At 43.7% G+C, this 13819-nt stretch carries 11 protein-coding genes; 10 read left to right on the forward strand and 1 reads right to left on the reverse strand.

Annotated features, from left to right (window positions below; genetic code table 11):
- Positions 1-7: 7 nt before the first annotated feature.
- The 10 genes from EHO61_RS04475 to lenA all read left to right on the forward strand — a co-directional run bounded on the left by EHO61_RS04475 (position 8) and on the right by lenA (position 12913).
- Positions 8-934, forward strand: a complete 927-nt coding sequence (locus EHO61_RS04475; protein WP_135812407.1) for a branched-chain amino acid transaminase — start codon at positions 8-10, stop codon at positions 932-934.
- Positions 935-949: 15 nt separating this feature from the next.
- Entirely contained in the window at positions 950-1897 is a 948-nt protein-coding gene (locus EHO61_RS04480) for a hypothetical protein (protein WP_135812408.1), read from the forward strand.
- A 361-nt stretch (positions 1898-2258) separates the two neighbouring features.
- A complete protein-coding gene (gene dnaA / locus EHO61_RS04485; RefSeq protein ID WP_135812409.1) occupies positions 2259-3566 on the forward strand; it encodes a chromosomal replication initiator protein DnaA in 1308 nt (435 codons plus the stop codon).
- 326 nt (positions 3567-3892) lie between these two features.
- Complete coding sequence (gene dnaN, locus EHO61_RS04490) at positions 3893-5014, forward strand: DNA polymerase III subunit beta (protein WP_135812410.1); 1122 nt, start codon at positions 3893-3895, stop codon at positions 5012-5014.
- Positions 5015-5026: 12 nt separating this feature from the next.
- Positions 5027-6133, forward strand: a complete 1107-nt coding sequence (gene recF / locus EHO61_RS04495; RefSeq protein ID WP_135812411.1) for a DNA replication/repair protein RecF — start codon at positions 5027-5029, stop codon at positions 6131-6133.
- Positions 6111-6581, forward strand: coding sequence for a DciA family protein (locus EHO61_RS04500; protein WP_135812412.1), 471 nt, complete (start codon positions 6111-6113; stop codon positions 6579-6581). Before recF ends, EHO61_RS04500 begins: the two co-directional genes overlap by 23 nt.
- Positions 6582-6670: 89 nt before the next feature.
- Positions 6671-8584: a DNA topoisomerase (ATP-hydrolyzing) subunit B gene (gene gyrB / locus EHO61_RS04505; protein ID WP_135812413.1), complete on the forward strand. Its 1914-nt coding sequence runs from the start codon at positions 6671-6673 to the stop codon at positions 8582-8584.
- Between the two features lie 30 nt (positions 8585-8614).
- A complete protein-coding gene (gene gyrA / locus EHO61_RS04510) occupies positions 8615-11128 on the forward strand; it encodes a DNA gyrase subunit A (protein ID WP_135812414.1) in 2514 nt (837 codons plus the stop codon).
- Positions 11125-12090 carry a tRNA dihydrouridine synthase gene (locus EHO61_RS04515; protein WP_135812415.1) on the forward strand — a complete coding sequence of 322 codons (966 nt, stop codon included), beginning with the start codon at positions 11125-11127 and terminating at the stop codon, positions 12088-12090. Before gyrA ends, EHO61_RS04515 begins: the two co-directional genes overlap by 4 nt.
- 79 nt (positions 12091-12169) lie before the next feature.
- Entirely contained in the window at positions 12170-12913 is a 744-nt protein-coding gene (gene lenA, locus EHO61_RS04520; protein ID WP_135812416.1) for a lipoprotein LenA, read from the forward strand.
- Between the two features lie 237 nt (positions 12914-13150).
- On the opposite strand, the gene EHO61_RS04525 is transcribed toward lenA, so the two are convergent.
- Positions 13151-13705 (reverse strand): lipoprotein LipL21, encoded by a 555-nt coding sequence (locus EHO61_RS04525; RefSeq protein ID WP_135767960.1) that lies wholly within the window; start codon positions 13703-13705, stop codon positions 13151-13153.
- Positions 13706-13819 lie beyond the last annotated feature (114 nt).

Genomic DNA, 13819 nt, shown 5'->3' on the forward strand with positions numbered 1-13819 from the left:
CTTGTACATGCCCGAATCCATCAAGAAACTCTCTTATTTCGAGGGGAAAATCGTCCCCGAAAACGAAGCGAACATTAATATCAAAACCCATGCACTCCAATATGGAACTACGGTTTTCGGAGGAATCAGAGGTTACTACGACGAAACTTCGGATGATATTTACGTTTTCAGGCTGTTAGATCATTATCGGAGGCTGGTGAATTCCACGAAAATCATGCAGTTGAAATGCGATAAGACTCCGGAGCAACTGCGCGACATCACTTTGGACTTGTTGAAGCAATCCGGATATAAAAGGAACATCTACCTTCGTCCTTTCGTTTATACTTCCGCCTTGCAACTATCGCCTCGCTTCCACGACGTACCTACGGAAATCGCAATTTATGTTCTGGAACTGGACGACTATCTGGATACGAAAAAAGGACTTACTACCATGGTTTCGAGCTGGAGAAGGTTCGATGATACCGTGATCCCGACTCTTTCCAAAGTTTCAGGAGGTTACGTCAACTCCGCGCTAGCAAAGTCCGAAGCGGTACAAAACGGGTACGACGAAGCGATCTTCTTGGACGGAAGAGGTTTCGTAAGCGAAGGCTCTGCCGAAAATATCTTTTTAGTGAGAGAAGGAAAAATCCTAACGCCTTCCTTGTCTTCTTCTCTTTTAGAAGGGATCACAAGAAGATCCGTTCTTCAGATCGCAAAAGATTTAGGATACGAAATCGTAGAACGGGACATCACAAGAAGCGAACTTTATATTGCGGACGAAATATTCTTTTCCGGCACGGGTGTTCAGATCGCTTGGGTAAGTCAGGTAGATCGGCGGACGATCGGATCCGGGAAAATCGGGCCGATCACTCAAAAACTACAAACCACTTTTTTCGATCTGGTAAAGGGAAAGATTCCCGACTACAAACACTGGTTGACTCCCGTTTACGCGTAGTATTCCAATCTAGATATGAGCATCGGCTTTCAGCTGGAAGAAATTCGAGGTCAGGAAAAAGCCCTCGTATTTCTAAAAAAATACGCGAATCGGCCGAACCTAATCCCACCCTTACTGATCTTTCACGGACCGGAAGGTACTGGAAAAGAATCCGCAGCGGAAAGATTCATCAGGCATTCGCTTTGTTTGGAAGGTAACTCCTGCGGAGTTTGCGCTTCCTGCAAAGCGTTCATGCATCATTCACATCCGGATATCGTATGGTTTCCTCCCGATAAAAATAAACAGATCTCCATCGGGAACGAAGAAAATCCCGAAGAGTTTACGATACGTTGGTTGATTCGAACTAGGCTTTATTATAAACCTCATATATCGAAGTTAAGGTTTATCGTAATACCCGAGGCCGGAATGATCGGTAACGAAGCGGAAACGGCACTTTTAAAGAGTCTGGAGGAAGCCCCCGCGTTTACTCGGTTTCTTTTCTTGGTGGACTCCCTCGAATCTCTGAAAGAGACGATTGTGAGCCGGGGCGTCTGCATTCCTTTCGAATATCTACCTCAAAAAGTCGTCCAAGAATTACATCGCAAAGAAGAAAAAGAATATTTTACATTCCAAGGGGGCAGTATGAAAACCTTCGACTGTCCCAAAGAAGCACTGGATTTAATCATTTCTAAAGTACGGGATAAAGTTTTCACACCTTTACATATATTGCATCTCGAGGAATGGATTATCGATTATAAGGACGATCATCCGGAATGGAAAGAAGGATTTTCCTTTAAGGATCTACTGGATTTAGTCGGACTTGTTCTATTGCAGGAATTTTCGAAAACGCAGGTTGAAGAAAATTTTCCCAAGCTCGATGCTATTTTCAGATTCAAAAAAGAACTGCATGAAAGAATTCACGGTCAGGAAAACATCATCCTGTCCAAACTCATGCACGAGCTGAGTCTCTTAGCCGCAAAATAAATTCTCCGTTCTAATTAGCCGGTAAATCAACATCGGTTCGTCTGCCATTTTCGTAAGATAATTACGGTTTATAGCTCTATATTCGTTTAACAATGATTAGGTTTTACTACTCGAATCTTTGCTATATAAGAAAGGGACATAATTTTTTATCTATCGCCAATCTCATTCGTTTTTACTAAGCTTTCTCGAACGATTTCCGAATTTTCATTTGTAGGCGACCCTCCTCGGAAAAATAGTGTATTCTCGTCGGAGGGTATTTTCTTTCTCCGACTTCTCCTATTTTACATTCCGGCGTATCCAACTTTTAAAAAGAAAACGACCGGGGATCGCGAATTTAAAACTCAAGGAAGGAGTGTTTTGCTTGGACACAAGCTGGAAGCGTATACTAGACGAAGTTTCTAAAGAAATTCCGCCTACTTATTTCGATAAATTCATTTATACGCTCCAGTTAGATAGCTTGAGCGATCAAAAATGTATCCTGATCGCACCGTCTTCGAATATCAAAACACATGTAGAAAAGAAATACCAAATTTACATAGAAGATGCGATTTTTAAAACGATAGGTACTCGGATTCCTGTCGAACTCGTTTTGGAATCTTCGGGAACTTTAAAGACAGTTCTAAACGAAAATTTCAGAGGCGGTTCCTATTCCTTTAATCCTGATTATAGTTTTGAAAACTTTGTAGTGGGAAATTCGAATCGTCTCGCTTACAGCGCGGCTATCGACTGTGTTCGCAGCCCTGCCGAAATCAATCCGTTGTATTTGTTCGGCAAAGTGGGAGTGGGCAAGACTCACCTTCTCCATGCGATCGGATCCGAAATACTAAAAAAAGATCCTTGGAAAACGGCTTACTACGTAGACATAAAAACGTTCATGAGCGAATTCTTATTCGCGCTACAATCTCGCGAAGCTATAGAATCCTTTAAAATCAAGTACCAGTCGTACAATTGTCTTCTAATAGATGATATTCAACTTCTGAATACCGGCGCGGAAAAAACTCAGGAAGAATTCTTTACGATCTTTAATTTTCTTTTCGAGAGGAAAAGACAGATCGTAATTGCGTCGGATCGGCCTAGTTCCGAATTGCCGATCCAAGATCGGTTAAAATCCAGATTCGTAACCGGAGTCCAAGCCGACATCCAACCTCCCGATCGCGAAATTCGAATCCGGATTTTGGAAAGACAAGGTAATGTTTTAAATCTCGGTCTTTCCACGGAAGCGGTGGAATTGATCGCCGATTTGATCCAAGACGATACGAGAACTCTTTTAGGCGCTTTGAACGATTTAGCTCTGCACAAACGCGCTTTTTCCCATTTATTTTTTACCGCTTCGATGATCGAAGAAATCCTGAAGAACAGAATTTTCAGAAAGAAAAACCTTCAGTTAAGCCAGGACAAAGTCATCGAATACGTTTCTTCCTTATACAATCTGGATCCTAGAGAAATCATGGGAAAGAGCCGTAAAAAAGAACTCATCATCCCCAGGCATCTCTGCATGTTCATTCTTCACAAATGCTATCGTATGAACAAAAGTCAGATTGGTCGAATTTTTGGGGGAGAGCATACGACGGTGATCCATGCCGTTCGTAAAATCGAATCTTTGATGAAAGAAGATAAGAATTTCTCCAGTAAGGTAGAAGAAATTCTAATGCGCTTCCAGTTCCAATGAATTCCCTATCGATGATACGTACAAAATCAGAGAAATGAGTGTAGATAAACTATCAATAAACTCTGATTTGTATGTGCTTAAACTATTAATAAGACATAAAAACAAATTACTGTCCCTTATATTCAAAAAAGGCACCGCTATTATTACAGAGAATCCGGAGTTTTTTCCAACCTCTGGAAATTGTTCTTTTCAATATAAATGCGACATATTTCCTTATTCTCTAAAGCTACATAGTTTTTTTACATATTAACAAGTACAACTACAACAACAATATATATAGAAGTACCTTTATACAAAGCTAACGCATTTAAAAGGGAGTAAGTAAATTGAAGATCAAAGTGAATACATCCGAATTTTTAAAATCGATACACGCAGTCGAAGGAGTTATTTCCGCTAGGGAAATTCGTTCTATATTATCAAATCTTAAACTTGAAGCCGAAGGGTCTATGGTCTCAATTTCCGCAACCGATTTAGAAATCTCGATAAAGACTTCTTTGAATGCGGAAGTTCAACAACAAGGAAGTGTTTCTCTTCCCGCAAAGCAGTTGTCTAGTATTTTCAAAACGATTCACTTCGAGGAAACTTCTCTTACTAAAGAAGATAGCGATTCCGATTCGAGCGTAACATATATTACGGACGCCACCCAGAAGAACGATTATAAGACCAAGTTAAACGGTATGGATGCGGATGAAATCAAAACGATCCCGAAAGTGGATGGAGCTTTGATTTCGGAATTTCCCACCGCCTTGTTGGGAGAAATGATACGTAAAACGGGATATGCCATCGCACATGAGGACCAACGTTATATCTTTAACGGTTTGTATATGGTTCCGAAACAGGATAGACTGATCTTTGCGGTCACCGACGGAAGGAGACTTTGTAAGATAGAAAGGAATCTTCCTTCCCCTTTGATGTTCAAAGATCCGGTTATCATTCCTGCAAAAGCGATACGGGAAATTTCCAAGATGATTACGACTGCCGAAACCGGTAAGATCGGAATTGTGGATAATCAGATATACGTTACCGCAAATCAGGCCGAATTACTTTGTAAATTGATAGAAGGCAATTTTCCGAATTACGAACAAGTCATTCCGAAAAGTTCCAAATTTTCCGCATCTATCCCTAAGGAGAATTTTCAAATCTATCTTAGGCAGGCTCTTATCGCCGCCGAGGAACCGACTCGACAAATACGTCTTACTTTTTCCAAGGACAATCTGAACTTCTACGCGCAGACGCAAGGCGTAAACGAAGTCAGTATAAATATGCCTATAGAATATTCCGGAGAAGAAATTACCGTCGCTTTTAAAGGGGAATATTTGTCCGACGTCTTTAAATCCATCGATGATAACGAATTTAAGATAGAATTCAGCGATTCAAGTTCTCCGGTAGTATTCAAAGACCCGTCGGATCCGGACTTTATTTCCGTGATTATGCCGATGAAGATATAAAACGGCTCCGCGATGTTTTTACGAAGCCTTAGGCTTCTGAATTTCAGGAACCATGAAAACGTCAGCCTCGAATTCGATTCGAGATTGGTTTTTTTCGTAGGTGAAAATGGAGAAGGAAAGACGAACCTTCTCGAAGCAATAGCTCTGCTTTCCTGGTTGAAAAGTTTTCGGGAATCCGAAGACGGAAATTTAGTCCGCTGGGAATCGGACGGCTTTTATTTAAAGGCGGAAGTGGAATCCGACCATAAAGTCGACTTTATAGAAATCGGATATTCCAAAAGGCCTACTGTCAGAAGAAAGCTAAAATTCAATCAGGAAGAAATCAAAAAAAGATCAGATTTGATCGGAAAATTCATAACCGTTTTGATGACACCTCTCGATTTACAGATCGCAGAAGGAGGACCATCCGAACGGAGAAGATTTATAGACGGTCTTTTATCCTCCATTGACAGGGATTATCTTAACGACCTGATCGACTATAATAAGATATTAAAACATAGAAACGCTTTGTTAAAATCCGGATCGAAAGATGCGGGACTCTATTCTATTTGGGATTCCAGGCTGGTGGAAAAGGGCGTATCTGTTCACGAAAAAAGATATAAATTGATAAACGACTTCGATGGAATTTATCGGCAAAATCTGATAAAGCTTAGCGGAGGTAAAGACGAACTGTTTATCAAGTATAAACCCAGTTTTTCCGATCCGGACGACTTTAAAACCCGACTACAAAGAAATTTCTCAAGAGATCAAAGATTAGGATACACCTCGGTAGGCGTGCATAGGGATGATATCTTTATCGGCATAGATGATAAGGACATAACGGAATTCGCGTCCCAGGGACAAAAACGAAGTACCGTCATCTCTCTAAAGGCTGCGTCTTTTGAATACTACCGTAAGACCTTGGATATTACACCGGTGCTCCTTATAGACGACGTCATACGGGAACTCGATGTTAAGAGAAGGGAATATTTCGTAGAATTAGTCCTGAACGCGGGGCAGGCTTTCTTTACCACGACGGATTTAGAAGGGATCTCGGAATACGTAGGCAAACTTGCCCATGAAAAACAGATTTTTTCGGTAGATAAGGGAATCGTCCATGCCTACGACAAAAGGGCCTGAAGAGCCCGAAAAAATCGAAATAAGCGATTTAAAGGACTTACTCGAGGATTTGGGTTGGTCCGAAGAAAATATCCATTCTCAGGTTTCGCTTAGAACGATTGCCCAAAGATGGTCAGATATCGTAGGTCCGATTTTTTCTTTGGAATCGGAACCTCATTCCATTTCGGGTGATACTTTAATCATAATAGTCTCTCATGCTGCGTATAAACAGGAACTGTTCTTTTTGAAGCAAAGGATATTATCTCACTCGAAACGATTGTTAGGAATGGGTGTGTTAAGAGCGATACAGGTTCGGATCGGAAATTTATCCCAAAAAGAAAGAAGAAAGACCTTCTCGGAGGCCCCTAAGACGGGATTGGTAGGGAAAGACGACTTGCTTAAAATCCTGGAAAAAGAGACCGATCCGATTGCAAAAAAGCGTCTTTTGGAACTGATAGAATACCTTTAATCGAACTCTATTCTTTCCCTATACCAGAACGAATTTCCTTGCCTCCCTAGCGTTTTCGAGAAAACTATTCCTAGATCCTGGAGGACCCTGTGAGCCAATCAGACAATAGTTACAGCGCCGGTCAGATAAAGATTTTAGAAGGTTTGGAAGCTGTTCGAAAACGTCCAGGAATGTACATAGGTACACAGGACGAGAGCGGGCTCCATAAAATGGTCTATGAAGTCGTGGACAACTCCGTTGACGAGGCGATGGCCGGCCATTGTTCCGAGATTACTATTTCTATTCTTCCCAATAACATTATAGAAGTTCGAGACAACGGTCGAGGAATTCCTACTGCGATCCACCCGGACAAAAACATATCCACGATCGAAGTCGTTATGACTATCCTTCACGCAGGTGGAAAATTCGAAAACGATGCTTACAAGGTTTCGGGCGGGCTTCACGGGGTCGGGGTGAGCGTTGTAAATGCTCTTTCCGAATGGCTTGAGGTGGAAGTTTACCAACAGGGAAAAGTGCATTATCAAAAATACGCAAAAGGGGTCCCGCAAGGGCCTGTATCCGTACGAGGAGATTCTCAAGATAGAGGAACCTTAGTCCGGTTCAAACCGGATTCCTCCATTTTTACGACTACGGAATTCCAATTCGACGTATTAACCACCCGTTTCCGAGAACTGGCTTTTTTGAATAAAGGCCTGAAACTTATCGTGAAAGATAACAGAAAACCGGAGCCGGAAACTCACGAATTCCTGTTCGACGGTGGGATTGTTTCTTTCGTCGAATATCTGAATGAAAACAAACACCCTCTTCACAAGACGATCCATTTCGAGAGAAATAAGGACGATGTCGTTGCGGAAATCGCGATCCAATATTCGGACACTTATTCCGAAAATATTTTTTGTTTTACGAACAATATAAACAATAACCTTGGCGGAACCCATTTGGAAGGATTCCGAGCCGCACTGACCAGAACGCTGAACGATTATCTTAAAAAAGAGCAGCAACTTTCCAAGAAGCAACCAAGCGGCCTTTCGGGAGACGATTTGAAGGAAGGATTGACTGCGGTTATTTCCGTAAAGATTCCGCAGCCGCAATTCAATTCGCAGACAAAAGAGAAGCTCGTAAATGCCGAAATAAAAGGAATCATGCAAACACTCACGGGCGAAGGTCTGTCTTTGTTCTTCGAGGAAAATCCTTCGGTCACTAAAAAGATTCTGGAAAAGTGCATTCTTGCGGCTAAAGCAAGAGAAGCCGCGCGCAAAGCTCGGGATCTGACCCGAAGAAAAACCGTATTGGAAGGTGGAGGACTTCCCGGAAAGCTCGCGGATTGTTCCGAAAAAGATCCTGCTGCCTCCGAGTTGTACATCGTCGAGGGGGATTCCGCCGGCGGTTCCGCTAAACAAGGAAGAGACAGGAATTACCAAGCCATCCTTCCTTTGAAAGGGAAGATTTTGAACGTGGAAAAATCACGTTTAGATAAGATCTTAGGAAACGAGGAAATTCGGACTTTGGTTTCGGCTTTGGGTACCGGTATCGGCGAGGACGAATTCAACGTGGATAAAATCAGATACCATAAGATTTTCATTATGACCGACGCCGACATCGATGGTTCGCATATACGGACTCTCTTGTTGACGTTCTTTTTTCGATATATGAAATCCGTGATCGAAAAAGGATATTTATACGTGGCCCAGCCGCCTCTGTATTTGATCAGACACGGAAAAAATTCCACGTACCTGTATTCCGATAAGGAAAAAGAGGAATACTTGAAAACGATCGGTTCCGAGAAAGCCGTCATCCAAAGATACAAAGGACTAGGGGAAATGAATCCGGAGCAATTGTGGGAAACGACGATGGATCCCGAGAGGCGAGTGGTCTTGAAGGTCAAACTCGACGACTATGTCGAAGCGGAAGACACCTTTAATATTCTTATGGGCGACGAGGTCGTTCCTCGGCGCAGGTTCATCGAGGTAAATGCGGCAAAAGTCGCAAACCTGGACCTCTGAAAAATAGAAAGACAGGAGATCTAAAAGCGAATGAGCCAAGAGATGGAAAACGAAGTAAAAACATTGGGATTCAGTCCTGCGTCTAAACCCGATATCGGTGACGCGCTTAAAAACGGAGTTCGTGTAATTCCGGTGGAAATCGAAGACCAAATGAAAGAGGCCTATTTGGGTTATGCGATGAGCGTAATCGTGGGCCGAGCGCTTCCTGACGTAAGGGACGGTCTTAAGCCAGTACATAGAAGGATTCTTCACGCAATGAACGAACGTGCTTGGAGAAGCGATAGACCTTACGTGAAATGCGCTAAGATCGTGGGAGAAGTGATCGGTAATTACCATCCTCACGGCGATAGCGCCGTTTATGACGCATTGGTAAGAATGGTACAGGATTTCTCCTTGCGAGTTCCTTTGATAGACGGCCAAGGAAATTTCGGATCCGTAGACGGAGATAATCCTGCGGCTTATCGATACACCGAAGCGAAGCTGGAAAAAATCGCGGAGGAATTGCTTCGAGATATCGAGAAAGAGACGGTAAATTATTCTCCGAACTTCGACGATACCAAGGAACAGCCGGACGTACTTCCCGCTAATTTTCCGAACTTGTTGGTAAACGGTTCTTCGGGGATTGCAGTGGGGATGGCTACGAATATTCCCCCTCACAATCTGCAGGAATCGATCCAGGCAGTCATCGCAGTTATAAAAAACCCTGAGATTACGATTCCGGAACTCCTAAAGATCATGCCGGGACCGGATTTTCCGACCGGCGGAACCATCATCGGGGGAGAAGGGCTCCTTTCCGCCTATCACTCCGGAAGAGGTTCGATCCGAATCCGATCCAAGGTGGAGATAGAAGAGAATAAGAAGGGACGAGAGGTGATTGTAGTCACCGAAATTCCTTACCAAGTCAACAAACGAACTCTCTTGGAGAGAATCGGCGAACTGGTAAACGAAAAACAGATCGAGGGAATATCGGAAATCCTGGACCTCTCCAACCGGAAGGGGATTAGAGTGGAGATCCATTGTAAAAAGGATTCCAACGCTCAAGTGATTTTAAACCAGCTGTTGAAACTGACCCAGCTTCAGGTAAGTTATGGAATCACCATGCTTGCTATCCTGGATAACAAGCCTAAAATCTTTAACCTAAAGGAGATCCTGGTCGCCTATTCTTTGCATCGCAAAGAAGTCATCGTAAGAAGAACCAAGTTCGACTTGGATAAGGCCGAAAAACGCGCTCATATTTTGGAAGGCTTGAAAATCGCTCTCGAAAATATCGAGGAAGTGATTAAGGTCATTCGCGCTTCTAAAAATGCCCCCGAAGCGAAAGAACAATTGATGAGCCGATTCGTATTGTCGGAAGTCCAAGCGGAAGCGATCTTGGAAATGCGACTCCAGAGACTTACTTCTCTGGAGGTGCAGAAAATCATCGATGAATTGGAAGAAGTGCGCATATTGATTCTGGATTTGAAGGATATCTTATCCAGTCCGAATCGGGTTTCGGATATAGTATGCACGGAACTTCTGGAAGTTTCGGATAAATTCGGAACCGTCCGGAAAACGGAAATCAGCTTGGAAAGCGTGGAGTCCTCCGGTTTTAACGCGGAAGATCTTATCGCCGACGAGGAAATCGTTCTTCAAATCACTTTCGACCAATTCGTAAAACGCCTACCCATCGATACGTTCAAGCGGCAAAGAAGAGGCGGAAAAGGTATCCAAGGACTTTCCCAGAAGCGGGATGATATCATAAAAATCATGAAATCGGCGATGACGCACGATAACGTGATGTTCTTTTCCAATGTCGGAAAAGCGTATATGATGAAGGCATACGAACTTCCCCAGGCTTCCAAAGAAGCCAGAGGAAAATCGTTAAAAGCGATCATAGGTCTGGGAGAAAACGAATACATCTCCTCAGTGTTCACGTTCCGCGAGGAAGACAAACACAAAGATCTGCTTTTGGTAACGAAAAAGGGATTCATAAAACGTGTAGAATTATCCGAATTCGCGAATGTGAAAAAATCAGGAATCATCGCGATCGGTCTTCGGGAAGAGGACGAATTGATCGCAGTGCAATCCGTGATCAAAGGCGACGATGTCATGATCTTCTCCAGAAAAGGATTGGCTTTACGGATCGAAATGGATAACGTTCGGGCACAAGGGAGAGCGGCACAAGGAGTGACGGGAATGCGTCTCGCCGGAGATGACGCGATCGTCGGATTGTCCAAAGTTGTAGATGGGGATGATATATTCGTAATCTCCGAAAACGGTTACGGAAAAAGACTCGGATTCGAGGAATTTTCCACGAAAGGTCGCGGAGGAAAAGGGATGGCCTTCCTAAAAGTCGGAGAAAAGAACGGGTCTGCGGTCGGAGTGAGTTCCGTCGGTTCCGAAGATGAGATCATTCTAGTTACTCAACAAGGGATGATCATTCGGACGGAAGCGAACCAAATTTCCAAAATGGGACGCACTGCCGTAGGAGTACGCGTGGTGGATATTAAAGGAACGGATAGAGTCCAAGATTGCACGGTGATCGGCGAGAGTAAGGAAAAATGATTCGTATCGGGTCCGTCGCAATTCCGGGATGGTTGGCCATGTCTCCTATGGCTGGCATCAGCGACAGTCCTACACGTACGATTGCACGAAGATTCGGATCCGCCTTTTCTTACACGGAATTCGTTTCTACGGACACCTTGGCGGTCGGCTCGAAAAAAGCGCTTTCACAACTTAAATTTAAGGAAGAAGAAAGGCCCGTCACTTTTCAAATCTTCGGAAACAAACTGGAGATTATCGTGGAAGCGGCAAAAAGGATCCGCGAATTAAATCCGGACATCATTGATTTAAACATGGGATGTCCTACGAAAAACGTATCTATGAGAGGTTCCGGAGTCGGGCTCTTAAGAAAACCTGTCTATGCCGGAAAGATCATAGAGGCAATGCGGGCCGCGCTCGACATACCTGTAACCGCAAAAATCCGTCTCGGTTGGGACGATACATCCCGTAATTATATGGAAGTTTCCCGAATCTTGGAAGAGTCGGGAGCGCTTGCGATTTCCGTGCATGGAAGAACGAGAGAAATGGGCTATTCCGGAAAAGCGGATTGGGATGCCATCGCGGATATCAAAGCCGCCAGAAAGGTTCCCATCTTCGGAAACGGAGACGTGACTAGTTACGAGGAAGCGATTCGTAGAAAACGGGAATCCGGAGTGGACGGGGTACTAATCGGAAGAGGTTCGATCGGAAATCCTTGGGTTTTTTCTGAAAGTTCTCGAGAATCGGTTCGGCTGGAAGAGTTGGTTTCAGTCGCGATCCAACACTTGGATCTGATGGTCCAAAATTTCGGCGAAAAATTCGGTCCGATTCTATTCAGAAAACATATGGTCCGTTATTTTCACGGAAGACCCGAATTTATTCCGCTCAAAATAGGGCTTCTACAAGAGACGGTTCCGGAAAAAATCAAAGAATCCTTATCAAGCTTACAAGAGTTATCGTTTTCGACGACCGCATTCGCCGTCTAATTTTCTTCTTCGATTCCGATTGACAGGAATCATCGCTCGTCCTTCATTAAACCCGTTCAATCAAGGAGTATAAGATCCGATGAATATAAAAAATTTCCTCACGGTTGCTATGATCGCCTTCATGTTCTCCGCATGCAAAAAAGAGCAACCTGCACCGCAGAGCCAGATCGTAGGGACTAAGTATTCCGGTTCGGACCAGTGGATTTATAAGAAACCCGGGACTACCGGTAAAGCGGAACAGGTCACTCTCGTTTACGGTATGGAAGAGGTGACCGGTCTGGAAGTGATTACTCACGAAGAGATCGACAAAAAAGGAAATAAGAAAGTAACGGAATACTTAAAACTTAAGACGGTAGACAATAAGGAAGGATTCGCTCCGGTTAAGAATTTCTTCGACGCGATCTTGTTCGTTGTGGGAGAAGGTGGGCAGGCCTTCGCTAAAAATTCCTTAACTTCTCCTTCAAAGGGAAAGCTGCAAAGAGGAATGTACTGTCTAGAAATAGAGGAAAGCGGAGAATTCGCTAAAGTAAAATGCTACGAATCGATCGTAAAAGGCGGTAAGCTTATCGACTTGCACGACGTTTGGATCCAACCGTCTTCCCCGAGCCTCTCCAGAGATCCTTTGTTGGGAGATACGCTCAGGAATCTGCGGAGTGCGAGCACCAAGTTATTGGAAGCGGCAAAGATGCAGGATGCGACTAAGCAAGAGCAGTTAAAATCGGAAGCGACGAAAGCCTTAAAGTCGGTCGTCGAAAAAGGGGATCAGTTTTTGGATGATGCGAATTCAATCGCTACCGAGTACGGCCTTACCCTAACCGAATGAGGAAAAATCGCCTCTTGTTTCCGTAACAATATTCAATCGCGATCTGCACACTGGACTTTATTTCGGAACGGATTGGTATAGAAAAAGGTAACTAAAAGGAATGAGTGAGCCTGGCGGCATTTTCCCCGGGCTTTTTCTTTTAAAACGGTTCTATAAAATAATCCGTACAATAAAAAACCCCGCCTATATTAAGGCGGGGTTTTCTTTAAAATGAGTAAGTAAAAAAGTTACCCTAAATTATTTTCCGACTTCCTGAGCTTTTGCAACAAGAGCGTCGCGACCACCGGGGAATTTAGCGTAGATTACACACTGACATTCTTCCCAGTTGTCTTTAGAAACATCTTTCGGATCGGAACCCGGACCGGTAGCTTTACACTCGTAAACTCCCACACCTTTAACGATACCAGCAGATTGCGAAACGATTACGTTCGCAGTTGCTTCACCGTCGGACACTCCGGAAGCCGATTCAACGGTTTCTCCAACCATCTTCTTAACTACGTCGGAAGCTCCCTGTAAACGAGACGCTTCTCGGCAAGTGGATTGCATCATCGCAGGGCTTTTTTTAGCCACAGCTTTAGCGGAAGCGCGAGAAGAAAACTTCATGTAGTAGTAGTCTTTAGGATTGGTATCCTTAGGAGTTTTCCCATCGTTTCTTTGTTCAGGGGGTCCGCCCCAACCTTCGAAAGACCATCCGCCGTCACCAACGGAGGTAGCATCCTTTTGCGCAGTGTTAGGCCCGCAATAGGAGAAGAGTACAGCCGCTAGTGAAATAGCGATTAGTTTCTTGATCATCATTTTCTCCTTGATCAGATGGATTTGAGGAATATATCCAATAAACGGATTTCGCAAGCTATTTTTAATGAATCGTTTTAAAATTATTTTTGCTACGGCGGTCAGGAATAAAAA

Origin of the sequence: Leptospira fluminis, from assembly GCF_004771275.1 — a bacterium.
Taxonomy (GTDB): Bacteria; Spirochaetota; Leptospiria; order Leptospirales; family Leptospiraceae; genus Leptospira_B; species Leptospira_B fluminis.